Genomic DNA, 24,198 nt, shown 5'->3' on the forward strand with positions numbered 1-24,198 from the left:
GGCGAGCACCTTGGCTGCCCAACGTGGCGGGCGCTGGCGGTGCCTGCTGGCGATACTGGCCTGCCTGGGCTGGGCTGGGCTAGCTGGCGCTGCCGAGTACCGCCCATTGCCGCCGGCCCCGGCCCCCGGCCTCTCGGCCGACAATTGGCTGCTACACGATGCGGCCCGCAACCGGCTCATTCTGTACCTACCCGGCTACCACGCGCCGGCCCACGCCTACTACCAGTGGTTGCGCCTGCGGCCAGGCCAGCCGCTGCGGGTGTCATTCGCGGCGCAGCCCGGCCTGAGTATCTTCTTGGATAACAAACTGCTGCTACGGGCCGGCAAGGCAGGCTCGTACATTGTCGACCTAACCCAGACCCTGCCGCGCCAGGCGGCGGGCCCCCACCTGCTGGCCGTGTGGCAGCCCGACGGCTATCCCGCGCTGGGCTCGTTTACGGTAGTAGCCCCCACGCCCGCTGCCGACAAGGCCCCGGCCGACGCGCCGCTTGCCAGCGCGACGCCGCTGCCCGCCCGGCTGCAGGTAGGCGCGCTGCAAAGCCAGTCGCTGTTGTTGGGGCTGCTGCTGGTAGGGCTGCTCTACGGGGCCGTGCGCAGTGCCTATCCGGCCGGCCTGGCCAGTGCGCTGCAAGTGAGCGATGTGCTCGGGGCCAAGGGCAATCCGCAGGCCTTTCTGATGCGGCCCGCTTTCACGCTCCTCAACCTAGTACTGGTAGTGCTTTTTTCGCTGTCGCTGGCGCTGCTGCTCACGGCGCTGCACACCGATTTCAGTAGTTTGCCCCTGGTAAAGCAACTGTTGAAAGTAACCGAGGCAGCTACACTTGCCAAAATCAGCCTGTATACGGGGCTTATTCTGAGCTTTATTATCGGTAAGTTTTTGCTGGTAGAAGGGCTGAGCTACATTTTCGACCTGCGCGCCCTGGCTACCATCCACTACCGTGAGTATCTGCGCACTACGCTGGTAATGGGGCTGCTGGTGCCCATTGCTCTGTTCTTGTTTCTGAGTCTGAACGCGTACTGGCCCCCCATCGTTAGCATAGCCAATGGCTTCGTGCTGGTACTGCTCACCGTAACGGTGCTGCGGGTGGCCCAAACGCTGCACCAGCGCGCCTCGCTGCTTAATCTTCATTTGTTCGCGTACCTTTGTGCTACCGAAATACTGCCCTTGGCGGTATTGCTTAAGCTCATTGTCTTTACGTCCCCTCTCTAAATCCACTGGTTAGTGGGGGCGGCCCAGCTCACTTAGTCTATCGCCCTAGCGTTACCTTTTTCTTTATGGCCGAGAGCGCAGCACAGCCAGGTCTGAACCGGCACGCCCAGCCCATCCGCAGCATACTGGTTACCCAGCCCAAGCCCACTACCGATGTTTCACCCTACTCGCCACTTGCCGAGAAGTACGGAATTCGGGTTGATTTTCGGGAGTTTATTGAGGTGCAGGGAGTTCCTTACAAGGAATTTCGTAAGGATAAAATTAATATCCTGGATTACTCCGCCGTCATCTTCACCAGCCGCAACGCCGTCGACCACTTCTTCCGCATTTGCCAGGAAGCCAAGCTCGAAATGCCGGCCGAGATGAAGTACTTCTGCATCTCCGACCAAACGGCTAATTACCTGCAGAAATACATTGTGCTGCGCAAGCGCAAGCTGTTCGTGGGCCTGCGCACGGCCGCCGACTTGTTCGACGTCATCAAAAAGCACAAGGGCGAGAAGTTTCTGTACCCGTGCTCGGACATCCGCAAGGACGACCTGCCCGAGTTTATGCGAGCTAACAACCTCAAGTTCACGGAGGCAGTAATCTACCGCACGGTAGCCAGCGACCTGTCCGATTTGTCGGATGTGAAATACGATTGCCTGGCTTTTTTTAGCCCTTCCGGCATCAGCTCGCTTTTTGTCAATTTTCCTGATTTTGTGCAGGATGGCACCCGCATCGCGGCCTTTGGCCCTACTACCGCCAAAGCTGTACGGGATGCCGGGCTCATTCTTGACATTGAGGCACCTATGCCCAACGCTCCGTCTATGACGGGTGCTATCGAAGCCTACATCCGGCAGCACGCGCCCGCCACCAAGGGTGGGGCCGATAAAGCCAAAGGAGCCAGCTAATAAGGTGCTCGCTAAGGTACTGAAGCAAGAAAAATAAGCCTAAATAGTGGATGGTGCTTCGCGCAGCTACTGTTTAGTACTTACATTTGGAAGCAGGATTCATCCTATTTTAAGGTTTTCTCCTACTCGCCATATCATCTTTTCAGTTCTTTCTTGCACCTCATATGAAGGGAAATGTACTTGCTCCTTTGCTGCTGTTGGCAGCGGCCGGCACCGCTTCGGCGCAGCAACAGCCGCAGTTCACGCACTACGGCTTCAACGGTATGTACCTCAACCCGGCCTACGCCGGTATTAAAGGGCAAACGGAGGTTACCCTGATTGGCCGCTACCAGTACCTGAACCTGGGCAATACGCAAGGGGATGCCAACGGCTCGCCCCGCACGGGTATGGCTTCGGTGTCGGTGCCCATCCGGGCGCTGAGCGGCGGCCTGGGCGCGGTTGTTTACTACGATAAGATTGCTGAATCGAAAGTGACCAACGCGGCGCTGTCGTACTCACAACACATCAACCTCGGGCGCGGTCGTTTGGGTATTGGTATTCAGGGTACTTATACTTACCTCAGCAAAGGTACCTATAAGTACATTGATGCCAACGACCCCTACGTGCCGGAAAATGGCTCGGACAAGAAGTTCGACGCCGGGGCGGGCCTGTGGTACGAGTCGCCCAAGTTCTACGCCGGCCTGAGCATTAACAACCTCTTCCGGAGCAACTACACGCTGCAAAGCGCCCGGCGCGACGCCAACGGCAACATCATCGGGTACCAGAATACCTCGCGCTCGCTCGGCGAAAACCACGCCTACTTTACGGCGGGTTATAATATCGAAGCGTCGTCCAGCGTTACCATCACGCCCACTGTACTCGTCAAATCGGTATTGCCGGGCAATTATGACGCGGTAAGCAAATACGACAACGAAAAGAACTATTCCTTCGAGGGCGGCGTAAGAGCCACGTTCAACGACCAATTCTGGGCTGGGGTAAACTACCGCCACCAGGAATCCTTCTCGGGGCTACTGGGTTACGGGTTTGGAGCCGACAACCGCTATCGTATCGGCTACGCATTCGACTTCATAGCCTTCAATCAGGCAGCTCGGGCATTCAGCTCGCACGAAATCCTGCTCTCCTTGCGCCTGCCCCAGGTTGGCCCAAAAGCTCGTCCGGCTATTCGTACCCCACGCTACAGCTTTTAATCCTATTTCTAGGGTTGAGCTAAGCGGAGTAAGGAAATTTGTAAGGAAATATTCTTGCGTTAAAAAAGGCTGCTTTTGACCACATCAGGGCATTTTCGGTGTTTTGTAGTGCAAATAATAGGGTTGGTATGCCCTGTTGATATTGCAAAGCGACTTGAAATAGTGTAGATTTGCCAAGCGATAAAATAGGCTTAGTTAGCTCCTGGATATACAATTAGTCTTCTCTCTATTATGAAAAAGTTTCTAGTCTTGCCCCTCTTAGCCCTTTCGGGGTTGCTTATGGGTGGCTGTTTTACCAAAGACTATCGGGGCGACCTGGTAGGTGCGGAAGACCGGCCAGTCTTTAATCCGCAGGATGTGCCCTTCGGGATGGTACCTTGCCCGGGCGGTACGTTCCACATGGGCCAAACCGACCAAGACATTTCGGCTTCGATGGTAAACATGAACAAGCAGGTGACCATTGCCGGCTTTTACATGGACGAAACCGAAATCACGAACAACGAATACCGGCAGTTTGTGAACGCCATCATGCAAGACTCGGTCGAGGCCTTGGGTGAGGACTACATCAAGACGGAGCTGTATCCTGACACCACGGTGTGGGTGCGCGACTTCACCTACCACATGGGCGACCCGCTGCTCGAGTATTATTACTCGCACCCGGCCTTCGACGACTACCCGGTGGTAGGTGTTGATTGGTTTGCGGCCAAGTACTTCTGCAACTGGCGCAGCAAGCTCAAGAATGCCAACAACGAGGAGCGTGGCGAAGCGCCTCTGCCTAACTTTCGCCTGCCTTCCGAGGCCGAGTGGGAATATGCTGCCCGCGGTGGGCGCGAGGGCGTAACGTTCCCCTGGGGCGGCCCTTATGTGCGCAATACCCGTGGCTGCATGTTGGCCAACTTCAAGCCCGGCCGGGGCGACTATGCCGCCGACGGTTTTGCTTACACGTCGGAAGTAGGGTCTTACTTCCCCAACGACTTCGGCCTGTACGACATGGCCGGCAACGTGTCGGAGTGGTGCGATGATGCTTACATGGAAGCTTCCGTGCCGATTGTGTGGGACTTGAACCCCACCAACCCCGACGACAACGAACCCCGCAAGGTGGTGCGCGGCGGCTCGTGGAAAGACATTCAGTACTTCCTCGAAACGGGTACCCGCAACTTCGAATACCAAGATTCTTCGCGTTCCTACATCGGCTTCCGTTGCTCCATGATTCAGATTGGCATGGGCACCAACCGCGGCCTCAACCGCTAGTTTTTGTTCATTGCCCATTTCATCTTTTTTCACAAACCCCTAAGTACTTCTAATTCAAGATGGCTGTCAAGAAGAATGTCCTGTACGATGTTATCATGCCGAAAATCTACGGCATTGGTGCTGCCGTAGTAATCGTAGGTGCCCTATTCAAAATTCAGCACTTACCCGGTGCTGGCCCAATGCTTACCATCGGCCTGCTGACGGAAGCTGTTATCTTCTTCCTGAGTGCTTTCCAGCCCCACCAGGCCGAAACGGACTGGGCGCTGGTTTATCCTGAGCTAAGCGAAGGCTACGACCCTTCGACCAACGACAACCGTTTCCGCGATGCCAAAACTGCGGCCCCCAATGGCCTGACCGGCAAGTTGGACGACATGCTGAAAAATGCCAACGTTACCCCCGAAGCCCTCACCAACCTGGGCCAGGGCTTGAACCGCCTCAGCGCTACGACCGCCCAACTGGGCCAGCTGGGCGAGGCTACCAACGTAACCGACGAGTATACCAAGAAGGTACGCACCGCTGCTCAGTCGCTGGAGCGCATCAACGAGTCGTATGCTAACACGGTAGAAGCCGTTTCGGCCATGTCGAACGCTACCAACGACGCCAAAGAGTACCACCTGCAAGTGCAGAACGTGACCAAAAACCTGGGCGCGCTGAATGCAGTGTACGAAATGGAGTTGCAGGATGCCAACACGCACCTCAAGTCGATGAACCAGTTCTACGGTACGCTCGGCAAAGCCATGGAGAACATGATTCAGGCTGGCAAAGACACCGAGAACATGCAGGCGCAAGTAGCCGACCTGACCACCAACCTGTCGTCGCTGAACCGCGTGTACGGCAACATGCTCAACGCTATGCGCGCTGGCAGCGCCGCTTAGTAATCGTTGACTAGCGTTTCTTCTTAACTATAGCAACACTTATATAATGGCAGGCGGAAAAGAAACACCGCGGCAGAAGATGATTGGCATGATGTACCTCGTGCTGACCGCTCTTCTGGCGCTTCAAGTCCAGTCGGCTGTAATTCTGAAGTTTAAGTTCATTGACGACAGCTTGCTGAGCGTCAATGACAAAACCTCTGGTTCGGCTGATAATACTATTAAAGGTATTCAGGCGGCGGTTGCCAAAGATGGTAACACTGCCAAGGACAAGGCGATATTGGCTCAGAGCGAAGAAATTCGTCAGAAAACCAAGGACATTATCGCCTACCTGCGCGAAGTGCGCGATAAACTGGTAGTAGCTGGTGGCAACCCCAAAGGTGCCACCGAATACAAGGACATCAACGCTGAAGACATTGTTGCCACCACCATGATTGGCTCGGGCGACAAGAAAAACGGCCTTGGTTATCCGTTGAAAGCCAAGCTGAACGAATATTCGACTTACATCGGGCAATTCGTGCCGGGTGCCAAGCAACTGGCACTGGATGGTAAAGACGACGTTCGCGTAACGACGGCCAAAGACCAGACTACGAAAGAGCAGAAATCAAAAGACTTCGCTCAGCTGAACTTTGAATCCACGCCCTTGGCAGCTGCTTTGGCTACGCTGTCGCAGAAGGAGACCGAAGTACTGAAACTGGAAGCTGATGCGCTGTCGGCCCAAGCTCAAAAAGTAGGTGCTGAAGTAATGGTATTCGACAAGCTGGGCGCTTTCGCCTCGGCTGAGTCGCAGACGGTAGCCGCTGGTACCAAGTACAAAGCTGAACTGTTCCTGACTGCCTCGGCCTCGAACATCCGCCCCACGATGACCTACAACGGCTCGCCGCTGTCGGTCGGCCCCGATGGCCACGGCAAGGTAGAATTCACGGCTCGTCCCGGTAACTTCGATGCCTCGGGTAATGCCAAGGCTTCGTGGACGGGTACTATCCGCCTTAACCAGGCTGGTCGCGACACTACCTTCAAAGTGACGGTGCCTTACACCGTAACCAAGCCGGTAATGCAAATTCAGTCGGCTTCGGTGCAGGCGCTGTACTACGAATGCGGCAACAAGCTGAGCGTGCAGGTGCCCGCCCTGGGTGCCCAGTACCAGCCTAGCTTCTCGGCCTCGGGTGCTTCGGTAATCGCTGGCCAGAAAGGTGAAGTAACGTTGGTGCCCAACGCCCGCGAAGTAACCCTGAACGTGAGCAGCGGTGGCAACCCCATCGGCTCGCAGGCTTTCAAAGTGCGTCCCATTCCGCTGCCTACCATCAAAGGCTATGTAGGTAGCACCGACATCGAAGACAAGCGTGGTATCTCGGCTGGCCAACTGCGCACCATGACAATGCGTGCTATTCCTGACCCCGGCTTCGCTACCTTCCTGCCCGAAGATGCTCGCTTCCGCGTATCGAGCTTCGAGGTAACGCTGGCTCGTGGCAAGCGCCCGGTAGCGCAAACTATCAGCATCAATGGCCCACAGGGCGACATCAGCTCGCTCGCTAACGCTGCCCGCCCCGACGACCGCCTGTTCGTAGAAGTGAAAGGCGTACAGCGTCAAAATTTCCAGGGTAAAGTATCGCCCGTGAACGTTAGCCGGACCTTCACCGTTTCGGTGCAATAACCAAGGAAATTCCGTCGTTAAGCTATCAAACTCTATTTCTTATGACCCGCTATTTTAAATTTCCGCTGGTGCTTTCGGCTTTGACCGTCTCGCTGGCTGCCCACGCGCAGGAACAAGCCGCTGCCACTGCTACCACGGGCGCTGTTCGCCCCATACCAGTGTCCGACCAGATGTTTCGCAAAACCATCTGGAGAGCAATTGACCTGCGTGAAAAGCAGAATAAGCCGATGTTTTCGGATGGTCGGGAAATAAGCAAGGTCATTATTCAGGCGGTGAAGCGCGGCGAGCTGCAGGCGTACAGAAACGACTCGGTAACCACTACGCTCAACGCCAAGGAGATGTCGGCCAATATGTCGTATCCCATCGAAGCGCCGATTTCGGTGGATGGGGGCGACGACTGGGGTGGCACGCCAGCGCCCAAAAGCGCTGCCAAAGCCAAGCCGGTCGACGATGGCTGGGGCTCGCCGGCCCCCGCCGCCAAAAAGCCTGCTACCAAGCGTGTAGCGGTAACCGACGCCAACGGTAAGGTGGTGAAGAAGAACGGTAAAATCGTTTACAAGACGGTTCCCGTTACCTCGGTAGCTGCCAAGCCTGCTCCTGAGCCTAAGACGACGGACGAGTACCTGCCCCGCGAAATCTATCAGATGGAGCTAACCGAGGAGATGATTTTCGATAAGAAGCGCTCGCGAATGTACCATCAGATTAAGACCATCTCGCTTAAGTTGCCTTCTACCCTGAAAAGCAACGTATCGGGTCTGGAGAAGAACATCGCCACCTTCAAGTACGCTGACTTGGTGAAGGTGTTCCGCAACAATCCGCAAACCGCCATCTGGTTCAACGCGCAGAACGATGCGCAGCACAAGAACCTGGCTGACGCGTTTGAGCTGTGGCTGTTCAACTCTTACATCACGAAGGTGTCGAACCCGGCCGGCGACGACTTGGCTAGCACCTACGGCGGCGAGCGTGAAGGTCTGCTGGCTTCGCAGCAGATTGCGGCTGACCTGGTAGAGTATGAGTACAACCTGTGGTCCTTCTAGACCGCAGATTCAAACGGATTTCTAGGATTTAACGGATACGGAGCTTCGCTCCTGACTGGATAGCGAAAGCCCCAACCTGCTGGTTGGGGCTTTTTGCTTTTATTGGGATTTGCAATTCGAACGGCTGGGTATTTAAGATGCTTCCTGCGCGTCTTCCTGCTCGCTAAAATAGGTGAGAAGCACTTTCGCTTTGGCTTTGCCGATTTCGGCTTCCAGTTGGGTTTGAGTTAGCTCCTTTATCTTTTTGACCGATTTGAACTTGTTGAGAAGCTTGTCGGCGGTAATGGGGCCGAGGCCCTTCACATCGGTAAGCTCGGTTTTGAGCGTGGCGTCGTCGCGGGTTTTGCGGTGAAAGGTGATACCGAAGCGGTGAACTTCGTCACGCATCCGCTGGAACAGGCGCAGGCTCTCGCTCTTTTTGTCGATGTAGAGCGGCAGCGGGTCGTTGGGCACGTAGATTTCTTCGAGGCGCTTGGCGATGCCGATGATGGCCATTTGGCCCCACAGGTTGAGGTCTTTAATGGCTTTTACAGCCATGCTGAGCTGGCCCTTGCCGCCGTCTACAATCACGAGTTGGGGTAGGCTGGCACCTTCCTCTACCAGGCGGCGGTAGCGGCGCGTTACGACCTCATACATGGTGTCGAAGTCGTTGGGACCAACTACTGTTTTTACGTGGTAGTGGCGGTAGTCTTTTTTGCTGGGCTTGGCATTGCGGAAGCACACCATCGCCGACACTGGGTTGTCACCCTGGAAGTTGGAGTTATCGAAGCATTCGATGTGCTTAGGAAGCTCAGTCAGGCGCAGGTCTTTTTTGATTTGCTCCATGATGCGAACCTCGTTTACATCCTTGCTTTTCTCGTTCATGCTCTCCTTTTCCTTACGTAAGTAAAGCACGTTCTTTATGCTCAATTCCAGCAGCTTGCGCTTATCGCCGATTTGGGGCTGGGCGATGGCTACGCCGGGCAGCGGCAGGTCGCCCACGGGCACGTTGGTGAGAATTTCGCGGGCCTCGCTCTCATACTCCTGCCGCAGCTGCATGATGAGCGGGGCCAGAATCTCGCCGTCCGTTTCGTCCAGCTTCTTGGTCAGCTCCAGGTTTTGGGTCAGGATGATGCTGCCATTCATCACCTTGAAATAGTTGACGAACGCCGCTTTCTCATTCGAGGCGATGCTGAATACGTCGATGTTGGTCAACGAGGCGTTTACGATGGTGCTCTTGGCCTGGAAGGCGTCGAGCTTGTCGAGCTTCTGCTTGAACTGGTGGGCCAGCTCGTACTGCATGTCCTGGGCGGCGGCGGTCATGCGCTCGCGGAAGTACTGCTTGGGCAGGCGCAGGTCGCCACCCAGTATCTGCCGGATTTGCTGGATGTATTGGTTGTAGGTAGCCTCGTCTTCCTTGCCCTCACAGGGCCCCTTGCAGTTGCCGATGTGGTACTCCAGGCACACCTTAAACTTGCCAGCGGCCACGTTTTCGGGGCTCAGGTTGTAGGTGCAGGTGCGCAGCGGGTACAAGGCCCGGATGAGCTCCAGCAGCACGTTGAGCGCGCCCTGGTGGGCGTAGGGGCCGAAGTACTGCCCATCGCCGGGCTGCTTATTGCGCGTCGGGATAAGGCGCGGAAACCGCTCCTTGGTCAGCAGCAGGTAGGGGTACGTTTTGCCATCCTTGAGTAGGATGTTGTACTTGGGCTGGTGCTGCTTGATGAGGTTATTCTCCAGCAAAAACGCATCCGACTCCGAATTCACGATGGTGAACTCGATGCGCTTGATGTTCTTGACCAGCTGCTGCGTCTTCTTGTTGTGGTCTTGCTTGGTGAAATACGACGACACGCGCTTGCGCAAGTCCACGGCCTTGCCCACGTAGATGATGCCCTCGTCGTCGAAGTAGCGGTACACGCCGGGCTGGTGCGGCAAGCGGTTTATTTGTTCTTGTAGTTCAGACTTGGCTGCCATGACCGCAGATTCAAACGGATTTGTCGGATTTAACGGATACGCCCGCTGCGCGGGCTGACTAGTAGGTACGTGTGGAGAACACAGAACGGCCGGCAAAAGTACCCGCTGTTCCTTGCGCTACGCGCAAAGAGTAAGCGGGCTAGATGCCCACCCACACCCCACCCAAAAGCCAGCCCGCGCAGCGGGCGTATCCGTTAAATCCGACAAATCCGTTTGAATCTGCGGTCTTAGATGTCCTTGTCGTCTAGCGCGTCCAGCGTCGGCTGGGCCATTTTCTGGTCGGCCGGAATGGTGTCGCGCCGCGCGCCTGAGTACTTCGAGCAGTCAAGCTCAATGTCCAGCTTGGCCGGCTTGGGGAAAGGCTGCGTGTCGAAATCGATGTTTTTGTTGGCATACACCTTCTTGATGAAGATGCCGTAGAGCGGCAGCGCCAGGCGCGCGCCCTGCCCGTAGTAGCCCGAGCGGAAGTGAATGCTGCGGTCTTCGCCGCCCACCCACATGCCGCACACGAGGTTGGGCGTAATACCCATAAACCAGGCATCAGAGTAGTTGGAAGTAGTGCCCGTTTTGGCCCCAATCTCAAACGGAAACTTGAAGCCCGTGTGCAAAATGGTACTAGTGCCGCCGCGCTCGGTGGTGCTGGCTTGCAGCATGTTAGTCATTACGTAGGCCGTTTCTTCGCTCAGCACCTCCTTGGTGCGGGGCACGAATTCGCGCAGCACGTTGCGATTCTTGTCCTCGATGCGCGTTACCATGATGGGCGAAGTCCAGACGCCCTTATTCACGAACGTGCCGTAGGCCCCGCACAGCTCATAAATGCTGCAATCCGACGCCCCAAAGCCCACGGCCGGCACCGGGTCGATGGGCGAGGTAATGCCCATGTTTTTGGCATAATCGGCAATCGTTTTGGGCGTGAGCTGAAACACGAGCCACGCCGTAATCGAATTCATGGAACGCGCCAAAGCCTGCCGTAGCGTGAAGACGCGCCCCGAAAAGCCGCCCTCAAAGTTCTTGGGCGTGTAGGGCGGGCGGCCCGCCACGGCGGGGAAGGTAGTGGCCATGTCGGGGCGCGGGTAGCAGGGCGAGTAGCCTGCGTCGATAGCCGCCGTGTACACGATGGGCTTGAACGTGGAGCCCGGCTGGCGCTTGCCCTGCCGCACGTGGTCGAACTTGAAATACTTGAAGTTGGGCCCGCCTACCCAGGCTTTTACCTGCCCGTTTAGCGGGTTCACGGCCATAAAGCCGGCCCGCAGGTAGCGCTTGTAGTAGTCGAGCGAGTCCATCGGCGATAGCAGCATCTCCTTCTCACCCTGCCAGCTAAACACCGGCATCTTGTACTTCTTGCGCAGGTAGTAGTTCACCGAGTCCTTGTTGCCCTCGTACTGCGTCATCAGCGACTTGTAGCGCTGGGTGCGGCGCATGGCCGTGGCCAAAAAATTGGGGATAACCCGGCCGTTCTCGTCGCGCCAGGGCAGCTGGCCCTTCCACTGCGCCGAAAACGCCTTTTGCTGCAAGGCCAGGTGCTCGCTCACGGCCTGCTCGGCGGCGAGCTGCATCCGCGAGTCGAGGGTAGTGTATATTTTCAGGCCGTCGGCGTAGAGGTCGTGGTCGGTTTCCTTGGCCCAGGCTTGCAGGTACTTGGCCACCTCAGTGCGGAAATACGGGGCCAGGCCCTGCGTGGGGCTCTCCACCGAGTAGTGAAGCACGATGGCTTTCGCCGTATCTTTCACTAGCTCCTCCTGCGGCAGGTAGCCGTAGGTGTTCATTTGCCGCAGCACCCAGTTGCGCCGGCGCTTCGAGCGCACCGGGTGCAGGGCCGGGCTAAAGCGCGACGGCGCATTCACAATGCCCACCAGCGTGGCCGCCTCGGGCGTGGTCAGGTCTTTGGGCTTCTTATTGAAAAACGTCTTGGCGGCCGTGTTAATGCCGTAAGCGTTGGAGCCAAAATCCACGGTATTGAGGTACATCCGCATGATTTCGCGCTTGGTATAGTTGCGCTCCAGGCGGATGGCGAGCAGCCATTCCTTGGTCTTGGTGATGAGCAGGCCTAGCTTGCCTTCCCCATTCAGCGTGCCGTCGTTGAGGTTGCTGGCCTCGCCGGGGCGGGTTTTAAACAACACCTTGGCTACCTGCTGGCTGAGCGTGGAGCCGCCGCCACTGCGCCCCAGGCCCGCCACAGCCCGCATGATGCTCTTAAAATCAATACCCGAATGCTGCTCGAAGCGCACATCTTCGGTCGCTACCAAGGCATCGACTAGGTTTTGCGGCAGGTCGCGGTAGTCGGCGGGCGTGCGGTTTTCGCGGAAGTACTTGCCCAGCAGCACACCATCGGCCGAGTACACTTCGGAGGCTAGTTCGCTTTTAGGGTTTTCGAGGGTACGCAGGTTGGGCATGCGCCCAAACAGGTTCATGAAGTTGTAATTCACGGCCGCCACGTACAGCAGCAGCCCCACCAGCCCGCCCCAGAAAAGCACCCACATGGTGCGGATAAACGCCTGAAAGCGCCCCCGCCGCGCTACGGGCGGCTTGCGGCCAGCGGGGCGATGGGCCGAGTGGGAGGAGGTAGCGTGTGAAGAAGAGCTAGGCATAAGGTAAAAAGGCAAGGCAAAGAGCGCCTGTCATTGCGAGCGAAGCGAAGCAATGACAGGCGCTCTTTATACCTGCACAGTGCTATTGGTAAACTTGTTGGTAAAACTGCTGGTAGCCGGCCATGTCGCCCGCGCCTTGCAGCAAGGCCAGGTTGCTGAGGCTGATGACCAGCGTCTGGTAGCCCTGGCCGCGCAGCCGCGCCAATGGCGACTGCGGCCCGCGCAGCTTGGTAGCGTAGCTCTGGGCCACTTTGGCGCCCGGCAAAGTCCGTACCACGACCATTTCCTGCGTGGCCCCGAGTGGCTCGGCGGGCTGTACCACGAGGTTATTAGCCCGGAAAAACTTGCCGTTGTACGTGCCCAGCTGCGTGGCGAGGTCAGCCGTAGGCGCGGTCCCTTTCGGGTACACTAGCACTACGGCGTGGGCGGCGCTCAACTGCGTGGTGTAGGCCACGGCCGGGGCGGCCACGGGGGCCGGGGTAGCAGGCGTCGGAGTAGTGGCGGGCGGCGTGCCTGCCGCCGGTGAGGCGGTAGGAGCGGGCGTGTTGCCCGTTGGCGCAGCCGCGCCACTCGCCGGGGTAGTTGTGGCTGTGGCTGCTACGCCGGTGGCTGTAGCAGGTGTCCCGGCAGCTGGTGCGGCGGTCGTGGCGGGCTTTTTACCGCCCCTACCCGATTTAGTAATGGGAGCAGCTTTCGCGGCCGGTTGCCCGGCCGGGGCTACGGGTGGCGGAGTCGTATTTACGGGCGTGGTCGCGGGCTTGAGGTCGCTGGGGGTGGTAGTAAGCACGGCCGGGGCCGGCGTCGCGGGCGCGTCGAGGCGCGGCGGCAGGTCGTCGTCTTCCAGGATGCGCAGGCGGTTGTTGACCTCGCCGGGGCGGAAAATGGACACCACCGGCTTGTCGGTCGAGGCCAGCGCGCCGGCTAGTTGCCCTTCCTCGGCCTTCTTATAGGCAGCGGCCAGCTCTTGGGCGCGGGGTACCAGCGAGCTGTTCGGAAATTCCTGGCTGAACTGCATCACCGCCGCGCGAGCCGTAGTAGGCGGCAGCGTGCGAATGGTGAGCAGCGTGCGCAAATACGCCATGCGGTCGGCCAGCCCACTCTTGGGGTAGGCCCGCTCGGTGCGGATGAGCACGGCCTTGGCCTTGGTGAAATACTGGTCTTTATAGAGCACGAAGGCCGAATCGAGGTGCAGCGCTACCTCCTTATTCAAGGCCAGCTCGTGCTCGCGGTACAGCGGGTCGGCGATGAGCTTGGCGTAGGTCGAGGTCGGAAACTCGCGCTGAAGCGCGGCCGCGTACTGCGCCATTTTCTCGGCATCGGGCAGGCCTTTATAGTAGAGGTAAAGCAGGTAGTACGCCTCGGGCGCGTTGGCGCCGTGCGGGTAGCGGGCCACTTGCCTGGTGTAGGTTTCGTAGCCGCGCGCGGGCTCTTTCAGCAGCTCTTTATAAATGCCGCCCAGCTCGTACATCGCCGCTTCGACCTGCACATTGGAGGCCGCGAGCTTATCGGGCGAGGAGGGTAGGGCGGCGCGGTAGCCGGCTACCAGCGCCTCCTGCTCGGCGGCGGGGTCGGGGGCGGCGGGCGCGCCGCCGGGCTGGCCGTCCGGGTTGTTTACCTGGGTAGTGCCGTTGCCGGTGACGCTCACTGGCACGCCGCCGTTGCGCGGGTCGTTGGGCGAGCTGCTGGGCGTGTTCACAGTGCGCCAGTTATCGCGCAGGCCACGGTCGCCCCACTTGCGCACGAAGTCGGTGCGCGCCGTGCTCAGCGCAGTCGGGTTGTCGAAATACCACAGCGCCCCGGTGGGTACGGCGGTATTAGGGTCGAAGGCGTTGGGGTTACTGATGTCGCGCTGGTTGCCACTCAGGGCGCTCGGCACGCCGGGCGCGCCCTGGGCCTGGGCCAGAGCTTTCTGCTGCTGGGCTTTCTGGGCGGCCAGGGCCGCGGCAGCGGCTTTGCGCTTGGCCTCTATTTCGTCGGCTGCGTACTTGGCCAGGCGCTGGTCGAGCTCGGCGGCGGGCAGCTTCACCAAGGCTTGCAGGCTGTCCTGCGTTTCGATGATGGTGTACTGCTTGGCAAACTCCTTCAGGATATCGGCCCGCTCCTGCACGGCGGCGTAGGTCGGGTTGTCCTTGGGCAGCGCCTGGGTGGTGCTGTCGTAGTAGGCCGCCGCGAGGCGGTATTTCTGGAGGTTTTCGTAGTAGATGCGCCCAGCCAGCAGGTAGGTGTAGCCCTTCTGCGAGCGGTTGGTAGTAGTAGCCTTAGCCGAGGTCTGGAGGAGTTTCAGGGCCTCACTGTATTTCTGCTGGCGATAAGCCACGCGGGCCATCTCGTAGTAAATTTTGTCGCGGTACTCTTTGTTTTTGAGGTCTTTGAGCAGCTTGGCGTAGTACTTGTCCAGCCGCGCCCGGTCTTTGGCACCCAGCTCCGATACCTGCCCCAGCATCAGCTTGGCGAAGAAATCGAGCTCGTAGGGCGGGTTGCGCTTGAGTATCTCGTTGAGCTGCGCGGTAGCTTCCTTGTCCTGCCCCTGCTCCTGGTACAGCTGCGCCAGGATGTAGCGCGTGCGCGAGCGCTCATTCTTGAGCGGAATCAGCGGCACGGCGCGCTCCAACTGCGCGATGGCCTGCTTGGGCTCGTTGATTTGGAGGTAGTAGGCGGCGCGGGTCAGAAACAGCTCGCGGGCGTCTTTGCGCAGGCCGGTTTCCTTGTCGAGCAGGTCCGAAACAGCTTTGGCGTTATCCAGTTGCTTGAGCACCAAGAAGCTGCGCATCAGCCCAATCAGCGCCTCTTGCTTGGCGTAAGGGTCTTTACTGGTGCTGTTCACGTACTTGAACGTGAGCACGGCATCGTCAAACTCCATCTTGTAAAACCGCGACCAGCCCACCAGAATGTAGGCGTCGTCGGTCCAGTCGGAGCCCGGCCGGTGCTGAATCGGCAGCGAGGCTTTTTTGATAATGTCGTTGAGGTCGGCGCGGGTGGCGCGCACCGTGCCGCTGTCCAAGGTCGGGAAGAGCGGCAAAACCCGGTTGTAGTCGTTGAGGCGGCCTTTGTAGAGCGCGGTTTCGGTTTCGCGCAGCTTTTCGCGGGCCAGGAAGTAGCCATTGTCGCGGGCGGCCACGTTGTTGAGCTGGTGGCTCACCAGCGACTTGTCGGAGGCGCAGCCCACCGCGCCCGCGCCCAGCAGCGCCACCAGCAAGCCTCCGAAAAGTTGGGGAAGGGAAAAAGTGCGAGTCAAAGCCAAAGAAGAAAGGTAGATACCGCGCCAACGTTGCGCCGGGGCCAGAATGTTCGGCCGCCACCTTTGGTAACGCCCGCCAATCGGTAAAATTACGCCGCCCCTGCCCGAAACACCACGCCGCTGCCCCCGTAGTGCAAACGCCCAGCTTTCCGCTCATTTCTATGGCTACCAACCCGCTGCCCCCGTCCGACGCCGACGGCCCCAACTCGCCCGACCGCCTGCGCGCCTTTGCCAAGTACTCGGGCATCGCCTTCCAGATGCTCGCCACCATCGGCCTCAGCGCCTGGGCCGGCACCTGGCTCGACGGCCATTTCCAGACTAAAAACCCGTGGTGGACCATCGGGCTGATGTTGTTTGGCGTGCTGGCGGCGCTCTACCAGGTCATTCGCGGCCTCACGAAAGGGTAGAGGCGTATGATGTAGAGACGCAATAGTTGGAGTCTCGCGTCAGGGTGCGTCAGGTGGTAGTAAGTCAGGCGGTAATAACTCAACAACGACGAGACGCAAAATATTGCGTCTCTACGCCGCTCATCGACAGCCATGCAGACTGCAAAAGCATAAGCTAAAAAACTTTTTCGCGTTAATTAATGTATGTACATTAAATGTCGCTACATTTTTGGCGCGTTACCCAATCAGCTACCCGTCAGTCCTCCCTAACCTTTTCACCATGAACACGTATTTCTTCCCCGCCGCCGAGCGCGGCCTCAAGGACATCGGCTGGCTGCAAAGCCACCTCACGTTCAGCTTTGGCCCCTACGCCAACCCCGAGCGCAATGGCTTTGGGCTGCTCAAGGTCTTCAACGACGACTTTGTGGCCCCCGGTAAGGGTTTCGGCCTGCACGCCCACGCCAACATGGAAATCATTTCGGTGCTACTGGCCGGCACCATGAACCACAAGGACTCGCTGGGCTACTCGGAGGTAATTCCGGCCGGGGGCGTGCAGATAATGAGCGCCGGCAGCGGCCTGCGCCACGAGGAATACAACGTGGGCGACGACGAGGTGAACTTCCTGCAAATCTGGATTGAGCCCAAGCTGCAAAACGTGACGCCACGCTACCAGCGCCGCCAATTCCCGGAGGCGCAGCGCGCCAATCAGCTCACCACCATCGTGAGCAACGAGGAGGGCACCGCGCATTGCTGGATAAACCAGAACGCCAAGCTTTCGCTGGGCTACTACACCGAGTCCCACAGCCTGGATTACGCCTTTGCCCCGCTCAATAAGATGCTGTACGTCTTCGTGATAAGCGGCACCGTGCGGATAAATGACCAAGTGCTAAGCCAGCGCGACGCGCTGGGCATTTGGAATACCCACGCCCCGGTGCATCTCGACTGCGCCGCCGACACGCGGTTTTTGCTCATTGAAGCGCCCATTAATCACTAATAATTTTCTGTCATTGCTTCGCTACGCTCGCAATGACAATCGCTTTTCTGTAAATCGTTAGCAATCATGGAAAATCGCATTCTCGGTTTGCACCACATCACGGCCATTGCCGGCAACGCCCAGCGCAATTTCAACTTCTACACGAAGACGATGGGCTTGCGCTTCCTCAAGAAGACCGTCAATTTCGACGACCCCGGCACCTACCATTTTTACTTTGGCGATGAAAGCGGCTCGGCCGGCACCATCCTCACGTTCTTCCCCTGGGAGCACATGACGCCCGGCCGCCGCGGCCCCGGCCAGGCCACCGAAATCGGCTACGCCGTGCCCCGGGGCAGTCTCGATTTCTGGATGAAGCGCTTTGACGCCCAGGGCGTAACCTACAACAAGCCCGCTGAGAAATTCGGTGAGCGCTACCTCACCTTCCTCGACCCCGACGGCCTCAAGCTGGAGCTGACCGAAGTGGCCGACGACCCCCGCACGCCCTGGACTACCGCCGAGGTAGGGGCCGACGTAGCCACCCGCGGCTTCCACCACATTACCTTGACCTTGAGCGACGTGAAAGCCACGGCCGCCGTCCTCACTGACGTGTTTGGCTATAAACTAGTGGCTCAGCACGTCAACCGCTACCGCTACGCTACCGATGCGCTCGGCACCGCCAACATTGTGGAGCTGGTAGCCGCGCCCGGCGAGGGGCGCGGGCAGGTGGCGGCCGGCTCGGTGCACCATGTGGCCTTCCGGGTGAAGGACGACGCGACGCAGCTCTACTTCCGCGACCTACTGATTAAGAAGGGCTTCCAGGTGACGCCGCAGATTGACCGGCAGTATTTCCACGCCATGTATTTCCGCGAGCCAGGCGGCGTGCTCTTCGAAATAGCTACCGACAACCCCGGCTTCATGGTGGATGAGCCGTTGGCCGAGTTGGGTACCCACCTCATGCTGCCCGCCCAGCACGAAAGCAAGCGCGCCGCCATCGAAGCCCACCTTCCCAAACTAGGCTAGCCCATGCAACCGACCGATTTTCAGCCTCTCGCCTACGTGTACCAGCCCGCGCCCGGCCCGGCCCGCGCCACGCTGCTGCTGCTGCACGGCACCGGCGGCGACGAGCGCGACCTGCTGCCGCTGGCCGCCCGCTTCGGCCCCGGCCTCAACGTGCTGAGTTTGCGCGGCAACGTGCAGGAAGGCGGTATGCCCCGCTTTTTCCGCCGCCTCGGCATGGGCGTCTTCGACGAGGCCGACGTAGTGTTTCGCACCCACGAGCTGGCCGATTTTCTGCCAAAAGTGGCTGCCAAAGAAGGCTTCGACCCCGCGCAGCTCATCGCGGTGGGCTACTCCAACGGGGCCAACATCGCGGGTGGCCTGCTGCTGCTGCACCCCGGCCTGCTGGCGGGCGCGGTGCTGTGGCGGCCCATGCAGCCGCTGGTGCAGCAGGTGCCGGCGTTTGCCGCGCCCCGGCCGGTGCCGGTGTACTTCGCGCCCGGCAGCCACGACCCCACCGTGCGCCCCGCCGCTACCGAGGCCTACGCGGTGCTGCTCACGCAAGGCGGCTACGACCTCACGCGCCACGACGCGCCGGCCGGCCACAACCTCACGCCTATTGACCTCGACGGGGCGGTAGCGTGGCTGCACGCGCACTTTCCGGCGGCCAAGTAGCTTGTCATTGCGAGCGTAGCGAAGCAATGACAGACGTAGTTTGAATTACGACGGGCTGAGGGGCAATATATTGCGAGCTATGCTCCCGTATCTGCTACCTCGGCCCGTCGTTGTTGTTTGGTGTTTTTTGCTGCTGCTCGCGGGTGCGCGGGCCGGCCAGGGGCAGCCACCCGGCCGCCCGGCGCTCAGCACCGCCGAGATAGTGGTGCTGCGCAACGAAGGCGAACTGCTACCCCTGCAACGGTTCGATACCTTGCGCCTGGCTACCATAAAAGCCCAGGCTACGGCGGCCCCCAAGAGTGGCCTCGATTTTAGCTGGCACCTGCCGCACGACGTGGCCGACTACGCGCCGACCAGCTTTTTCACCGGCCCGCAAAAAGCTGACCTTGCTCAGTTCCGCCGCCACAATCTATTGCTGCTGGCTTTGCCCGAAGGCGGCCCGCACGACCGTGTGGCGTTGCGCCAGACGCTAGCGCTGGGCAAGCAAACCATTGTGATGGTGTTCGATAGCGCCGCGCTGAGTTGGCCCGAACTGCGCCAGGCCACGGCCGTAGTGCTGGTGCAAGCTCGCCGCGTGGCCGCCGTCAACCGCGCTGTGCAAGTCATTTTTGGCGGAATGGGCGCGGCCGGGCGGCTACCAGCCGCGTTGCCCGGCTTGAGTGCGGGACTGCCCATGCTAGGTGGCTCACGTTTAGCTTATGCTTCGGTAAAAGAAGCGGGTTTACAAGGTAATCTGCCCGAACAGGTTGATTCCCTGATGAAACAAGCGCTCGAAGCGGGTGCTTTTCCAGGAGCGCAGGTGCTGGTGGCGCGGCACGGCGTGGTGGCGCTGAGCCGCAGCTACGGCGTACAGGAGGCCGGCACTAGCCGGCCGGTGCTCAACAGTACCCTTTACGACTTCGCCTCGCTCACCAAAGTAACCGCCGCCCTGCCGGCCCTCATGCTGTTGCAAGACCGCAGCCTGCTCGGCCCCGACTACACGCTGGGCGCGCTGTTCGATTTTTTGAAAGGTACTGATAAACAAGACCTGCGCCTGCGCGACGTGCTCACGCACCAGGCGCGGCTCAAGGCGTTCATTCCCTTCTGGCAGGGCTACGTGCAGCAGGGTGGGGGTTCGCAGCCACAGTTTTTCCGGCCCGATTCGTCGGCCGCGTTTCCGCTGCCGGTAGCGGCGGGGCTGTGGGGTAGCCGGGCGCTGCCAGGGCGCATCTACCAAGGCGTGGCCGCCTCGCCGCTCAATGCCCGGCCGGGCTACGTGTACTCCGATTTTTCCTTTATGCTCTACCCGTACTACGTGCAAAAGGCCACGGACCAGCCGTTTGACCAGTTCCTAGCGAAGGAAATTTACGGGCCGCTGGGCGCTACTACGCTAGGCTTTAACCCGCTGCGCCGGTTTCCGCTGGGGCGCATCGCGCCCACCGAGTATGACTCGCTGTTTCGCCACGCGCTGGTGCATGGTACCGTGCACGACGAAAACGCGGCCATGCTGGGTGGCGTGAGCGGCCACGCTGGCCTCTTCGGCAATGCCAATGACCTGGCCAAGCTCGTGCAGCTCTACCTCTGGCAGGGGCGCTACGGCGGGCAACAGCTTATCCGGCCCGAAACGATGGCCGCGTTTACCGCGTGCCCTTTTTGTCCTGACAACCGGCGCGGGCTGGGCTTCGACAAGCCCGACCCCAAAAACCCGGCCCTCAACGCAGCGCGCAGCGCCAGCCCGCGCAGCTACGGGCACACGGGCTTTACCGGCACGTATTTCTGGGTCGAGCCGGACAAGGATTTGTTCGTGATTCTGCTCACCAACCGCGTAAACCCCACGCGCCGCAATGGCAAGCTCGGCGAGCTGGGCGTGCGCTCGGCATTGTTGCAGCTGGCTATTGAAAGCGCGTTGCCGGGGCAATAATTTCCCCAAACGTTGCCGGAAAAAATACCGTCTATGCCAAGTAGCGGAGTAGAATTAAGCCAGCGTGAAGAAAAGTCGAAAATAAGTTGCACTTTTAACCTTTCGGACAGCAGTAATATTTAGACACTACGCCTGAATGTATTGCTAACAGATGTTAGTAATTGTCTGATTGTAAGAAGCTAAAATTGCCTTTTCAACCTTTCTCGTTTCTATGAAGAAAATCTACTGGCTTCCTCTAGCCCTACTGCCCGGCGTGCTGGTGGCCCCGCCCGGCCGCGCCCAAACGGCCCCCGGCACCTCAGCCGCCGCCACGGGCACCATCAGCGGCGTGGTGCGGCAGGCCGCCGACCGCGTGGCGCTGCCCGGCGTGAACGTGGTAGTGAAAGGCACCAGCAATGGCACCGCTACCGATGCCGAAGGCCGCTACACCCTCGCCAACGTGCCCGCCGGGGCCACGCTCGTGTTCAGCTTCGTGGGCTTCGAGAGCGTGGAGCGCAAGGCCGATGGTGGCCCGCTCGACGTGACCCTGACCGCCAGCAACCGCGACCTCGATGAGGTAATCGTGCTGGGCTACGGCATCAAGCAGGAGCGGCGCGACCTCGTGACGGCCGTGCAAGAGGTTAGTAGCAAGGATATTATTGAGTCGCGCCAGCCCAACATCGTGAACGCCTTGCAGGGCAAGGTGGCGGGCGTCAACATCACCTCGTCGGGCGGCGGGCCGGGCGAGGGCGCGAGCATCGTTATTCGGGGCGGCACCTCGCTCGATGGCGACAACCAGCCGCTGTTCGTCATCGACGGGATGATAATGGACAACTCGTCGTTTCAGGAAAGCACCGCGCCGGGCGGCGGCTCGGCCTTCAACGGCCTGCTGGGCCGCTCGGTGGGCGCGGCCAACCGCGCCGGCGACCTCAACCCCGAAGACATCGCTTCGATGACGGTGCTGAAGGGCCCGGCTGCCGCCGCGCTCTACGGCCTGCGCGCGGCCAACGGCGCGGTCGTCATCACCACCAAAAAAGGCGCGGCGGGCCGTACGCAGCTCAACTTTCGCAGCCAGGTATCGGTGGATGAGGTCAACCGCCTACCCAAAATGCAGAGCCTGTACGGGCAGGGCTCCAACGGGATTTTCGACGGCTCGACGCGTGTTTCGTGGGGGCCGCGCTTTCAGGATGGGCAGCCGATTTACAACAATCTGGAAGACTTTTTCCGCAAGGGCTACGCTGCCCAAAACTTCGTAACGATGTCGGGTGGCTCGGACCGGGCCAGCTTTTTTGCCTCGGCCTCTAACCTGCAGCAGAGCGGCGTGACGCCCCAGAGCAACTACGACAAAACCACCGTGCGTTTGTCGGGCTCGGCCAAAATCTCGCCCAAGCTCACCATCACCGGCTCGGGGCAGTACCTCAATTCGGGGGCGCGGCGGCCGTTGCAGGGGCCGGGGCTGTTTGGCAGCACGGGCGGCTTTATGCTGAGCTTGCTCAACTGGCCGCGCAACGATGATGCCAGCATTTACCTCAACCCCGACGGGAGCCGCCGCCGCCTGCTGGCCCTCGGCAACGGCACCGATGCCGACGCCGACAACCCCTACTGGAGCGCCGACCGCAACCCCCAAACCGACCGCACCAACCGCTTTATCGGCAACGCGCTGGTGAGCTTCGCGCCCACCAAATGGCTGACCTTGAGCCATAATATCGGTACTGACTGGGCTACTACCCGTGTGACGTCGGTGCGGGCCGTAGGTACCTCGCAGGTAAATAACCAGTTTGGCGGCATTGCCGAAACCGTGGACCAGACCCGCGTGACGACGGCCACCACGCTGGCCACGTTTACCCAGAGCTTTATGCAGGACAAGCTGCGCGGCTCGCTCGTTTTGGGCAACACGATTGAGGAAAACCGCACCGAGGCGGTCGATTATCTAGGACTGGTCTTTCGCAACCCCGGTTTTGCGGGGCTAAATAATACGGTAGATACAGGTGCCTTGCAGCGCGACTCGAAACGCCACCTCATCGGCAACTTCGCCCGGCTGTCGGCCACGGTACTCGACCAACTGACCTTGGAGCTGCAAGCCCGCTACGACCGGTCGTCGACCCTGCCCCGGCCCGACGAAGGCAAAATCTTCGGCAAAGGCTTCTTGTACGGCTCGGCGGCGGCGGGCTACGAGTTTACGAAGGTGCTGGGCCTCGACCAGAACCCGATTCTGAACTTCGGCAAAGTGCGGGCCAGCGTGGCCGAGGTAGGCCGCGACACTGGCCCCTACCGCGTGCAGTCGCCCCTGACGCAGAGTACTTACATCGGCGGTGGCCTCCGCAACGATTTCTTTGGCTCGAACCGGCTGCTGAAGCCCGAGCGCACCCGCACCTACGAGGCCGGCATTGCGCTGCAATTCTTCAAAAACCGCCTCAGCCTCGACTTCAACTACTACCGCTCGCGCACCACCGACCAACTCATCGCGCCCCGCGTAAGCCAGGCCACGGGCTTCATCCTGCAATACATCAACGGCGGTGTGGTGACCAATGAAGGCCAGGAAATCAGCCTCAGCGGCACGCCGGTACGCACGACCACCGGCTTTACCTGGGACGTGCTGGTGAACTTCTACCACAACACCAACCGCGTAGAAAGCCTGCCCGACCCGCTGACGGTCGTGTACCAGTCCGACACGTTCATCACCAACATCCACGAGGGTGGGGCCTTCCCCGGTCGGCCCATCGGGGGCATCGCGGCCAGCGACTTTGCCCGCGTCAATGACCCTAGCAGCCCCTACAACGGCCAGATAATCATCAACAGCGCCACGGGCTACCCCACCGTCAATTCTAACTTCGTGTACGCGGGCAACCGCGCGCCGCGCTTCACCACGCAGCTTACCAATACGTTTACCTACAAGGGCTTATCGCTGGCCGCGCTGCTCGATTTCCGGGTGGGCGGCTCGGTGATAAACGGCAACGACTACTACCAGACCACCGTGGGCACCTCGGCCCGCACCGCCGAGCGCTACAAGCAAGTGGTATTCGATGGGGTAGTGGCCACACGCGATGCCAGCGGCAACACTACTTACACCCCCAACACCCGTCCGGCCGAGCTGACGCAGGCCTACTATACCAACGTGCTGGGCGCGGCGGGTACCGCTTTTATCGAAGATGGCTCGTGGGCGCGCCTGCGCTACGTCACGCTCAGCTACGCGCTGCCGGCCCGCTGGCTGGGCGGCGCTAGCTCGTTCCTGAAAGGCATCGAGCTGAGCGTGACCGGCCGCAACCTCGTGCTGCTGACCAACTACACCGGTGCCGACCCCGAAACGGCCTCGGCCGGGGCCGGCGTGCGCGGCGGCGGCTCGGGCGGCATCGACTACGGCAACATCCCGGCCACGCGCGGCGTGGATATGGGGTTGCGGGTTAATTTTTAA

General features: G+C 59.9%; 16 protein-coding genes. 13 read left to right on the top strand and 3 right to left on the bottom strand.

Annotation, left to right across the window (positions count from 1 at the left end):
- The first annotated feature begins 10 nt into the window (after positions 1–10).
- From VFO93_RS15005 to gldN, 7 genes are all read left to right on the top strand, one after another.
- Positions 11–1,210 (top strand): DUF4271 domain-containing protein, encoded by a 1,200-nt coding sequence (locus VFO93_RS15005; RefSeq protein WP_325135205.1) that lies wholly within the window; start codon positions 11–13, stop codon positions 1,208–1,210.
- A 65-nt stretch (positions 1,211–1,275) separates the two neighbouring features.
- The gene (locus VFO93_RS15010) at positions 1,276–2,100 is read left to right on the top strand and encodes a uroporphyrinogen-III synthase (RefSeq protein ID WP_325135206.1); all 825 of its coding nucleotides are present in this window, start codon (positions 1,276–1,278) and stop codon (positions 2,098–2,100) included.
- Between the two features lie 164 nt (positions 2,101–2,264).
- Positions 2,265–3,287: a PorP/SprF family type IX secretion system membrane protein gene (locus VFO93_RS15015; RefSeq protein WP_325135207.1), complete on the top strand. Its 1,023-nt coding sequence runs from the start codon at positions 2,265–2,267 to the stop codon at positions 3,285–3,287.
- Between the two features lie 279 nt (positions 3,288–3,566).
- A complete protein-coding gene (locus VFO93_RS15020; protein ID WP_325135208.1) occupies positions 3,567–4,538 on the top strand; it encodes an SUMF1/EgtB/PvdO family nonheme iron enzyme in 972 nt (323 codons plus the stop codon).
- A gap of 95 nt (positions 4,539–4,633) precedes the next feature.
- A complete protein-coding gene (gene gldL / locus VFO93_RS15025; RefSeq protein ID WP_325135249.1) occupies positions 4,634–5,413 on the top strand; it encodes a gliding motility protein GldL in 780 nt (259 codons plus the stop codon).
- 46 nt (positions 5,414–5,459) lie between these two features.
- Positions 5,460–7,064: a gliding motility protein GldM gene (gldM, locus tag VFO93_RS15030; RefSeq protein WP_325135209.1), complete on the top strand. Its 1,605-nt coding sequence runs from the start codon at positions 5,460–5,462 to the stop codon at positions 7,062–7,064.
- A gap of 41 nt (positions 7,065–7,105) precedes the next feature.
- A complete protein-coding gene (gldN, locus tag VFO93_RS15035) occupies positions 7,106–8,101 on the top strand; it encodes a gliding motility protein GldN (RefSeq protein WP_325135210.1) in 996 nt (331 codons plus the stop codon).
- Positions 8,102–8,233: 132 nt separating this feature from the next.
- Here gldN and uvrC read toward each other — a convergent pair whose 3' ends face one another.
- The 3 genes from uvrC to VFO93_RS15050 form a co-directional block, all read right to left on the bottom strand.
- Positions 8,234–10,051: an excinuclease ABC subunit UvrC gene (gene uvrC / locus VFO93_RS15040; protein WP_325135211.1), complete on the bottom strand. Its 1,818-nt coding sequence runs from the start codon at positions 10,049–10,051 to the stop codon at positions 8,234–8,236.
- A gap of 227 nt (positions 10,052–10,278) precedes the next feature.
- The gene (locus VFO93_RS15045; RefSeq protein WP_325135212.1) at positions 10,279–12,639 is read right to left on the bottom strand and encodes a transglycosylase domain-containing protein; all 2,361 of its coding nucleotides are present in this window, start codon (positions 12,637–12,639) and stop codon (positions 10,279–10,281) included.
- Positions 12,640–12,721: 82 nt separating this feature from the next.
- On the bottom strand, positions 12,722–15,874 hold the full coding sequence (locus VFO93_RS15050) for a hypothetical protein (RefSeq protein ID WP_325135213.1): 3,153 nt from the start codon (positions 15,872–15,874) through the stop codon (positions 12,722–12,724).
- Positions 15,875–16,038: 164 nt separating this feature from the next.
- Between VFO93_RS15050 and VFO93_RS15055 the strand changes: the two genes are divergently transcribed.
- The 6 genes from VFO93_RS15055 (at position 16,039) to VFO93_RS15080 (ending at position 24,198) form a co-directional block, all read left to right on the top strand.
- Positions 16,039–16,284 (top strand): AtpZ/AtpI family protein, encoded by a 246-nt coding sequence (locus tag VFO93_RS15055; RefSeq protein ID WP_325135214.1) that lies wholly within the window; start codon positions 16,039–16,041, stop codon positions 16,282–16,284.
- 259 nt (positions 16,285–16,543) lie between these two features.
- The gene (locus VFO93_RS15060; RefSeq protein WP_325135215.1) at positions 16,544–17,257 is read left to right on the top strand and encodes a pirin family protein; all 714 of its coding nucleotides are present in this window, start codon (positions 16,544–16,546) and stop codon (positions 17,255–17,257) included.
- 66 nt (positions 17,258–17,323) lie between these two features.
- Positions 17,324–18,256 (top strand): ring-cleaving dioxygenase, encoded by a 933-nt coding sequence (locus VFO93_RS15065; protein ID WP_325135216.1) that lies wholly within the window; start codon positions 17,324–17,326, stop codon positions 18,254–18,256.
- A 3-nt stretch (positions 18,257–18,259) separates the two neighbouring features.
- Complete coding sequence (locus tag VFO93_RS15070; protein ID WP_325135217.1) at positions 18,260–18,907, top strand: hypothetical protein; 648 nt, start codon at positions 18,260–18,262, stop codon at positions 18,905–18,907.
- 127 nt (positions 18,908–19,034) lie between these two features.
- Complete coding sequence (locus VFO93_RS15075) at positions 19,035–20,807, top strand: serine hydrolase domain-containing protein (protein WP_325135218.1); 1,773 nt, start codon at positions 19,035–19,037, stop codon at positions 20,805–20,807.
- Between the two features lie 211 nt (positions 20,808–21,018).
- Positions 21,019–24,198 (top strand): SusC/RagA family TonB-linked outer membrane protein, encoded by a 3,180-nt coding sequence (locus VFO93_RS15080; RefSeq protein WP_325135219.1) that lies wholly within the window; start codon positions 21,019–21,021, stop codon positions 24,196–24,198.

Source organism: Hymenobacter sp. (assembly GCF_035709525.1).
In the GTDB taxonomy this organism is placed as follows: domain Bacteria; phylum Bacteroidota; class Bacteroidia; order Cytophagales; family Hymenobacteraceae; genus Hymenobacter.

What these genes read in the sequence shown, in the direction of transcription:
- VFO93_RS15060 (WP_325135215.1), top strand. Translation starts at nt 16,544, where the DNA reads ATGAACACGTATTTCTTCCCCGCCGCCGAGCGCGGCCTCAAGGACATC.
- VFO93_RS15070 (WP_325135217.1), top strand. Translation starts at nt 18,260, where the DNA reads ATGCAACCGACCGATTTTCAGCCTCTCGCCTACGTGTACCAGCCCGCG.
- VFO93_RS15080 (WP_325135219.1), top strand. Translation starts at nt 21,019, where the DNA reads ATGAAGAAAATCTACTGGCTTCCTCTAGCCCTACTGCCCGGCGTGCTG.
- VFO93_RS15045 (WP_325135212.1), bottom strand. Translation starts at nt 12,639, where the DNA reads ATGCCTAGCTCTTCTTCACACGCTACCTCCTCCCACTCGGCCCATCGC.
- VFO93_RS15065 (WP_325135216.1), top strand. Translation starts at nt 17,324, where the DNA reads ATGGAAAATCGCATTCTCGGTTTGCACCACATCACGGCCATTGCCGGC.
- VFO93_RS15010 (WP_325135206.1), top strand. Translation starts at nt 1,276, where the DNA reads ATGGCCGAGAGCGCAGCACAGCCAGGTCTGAACCGGCACGCCCAGCCC.
- gldM (WP_325135209.1), top strand. Translation starts at nt 5,460, where the DNA reads ATGGCAGGCGGAAAAGAAACACCGCGGCAGAAGATGATTGGCATGATG.
- uvrC (WP_325135211.1), bottom strand. Translation starts at nt 10,051, where the DNA reads ATGGCAGCCAAGTCTGAACTACAAGAACAAATAAACCGCTTGCCGCAC.
- VFO93_RS15015 (WP_325135207.1), top strand. Translation starts at nt 2,265, where the DNA reads ATGAAGGGAAATGTACTTGCTCCTTTGCTGCTGTTGGCAGCGGCCGGC.
- VFO93_RS15020 (WP_325135208.1), top strand. Translation starts at nt 3,567, where the DNA reads ATGGGTGGCTGTTTTACCAAAGACTATCGGGGCGACCTGGTAGGTGCG.
- gldN (WP_325135210.1), top strand. Translation starts at nt 7,106, where the DNA reads ATGACCCGCTATTTTAAATTTCCGCTGGTGCTTTCGGCTTTGACCGTC.
- VFO93_RS15055 (WP_325135214.1), top strand. Translation starts at nt 16,039, where the DNA reads ATGGCTACCAACCCGCTGCCCCCGTCCGACGCCGACGGCCCCAACTCG.
- gldL (WP_325135249.1), top strand. Translation starts at nt 4,634, where the DNA reads ATGCCGAAAATCTACGGCATTGGTGCTGCCGTAGTAATCGTAGGTGCC.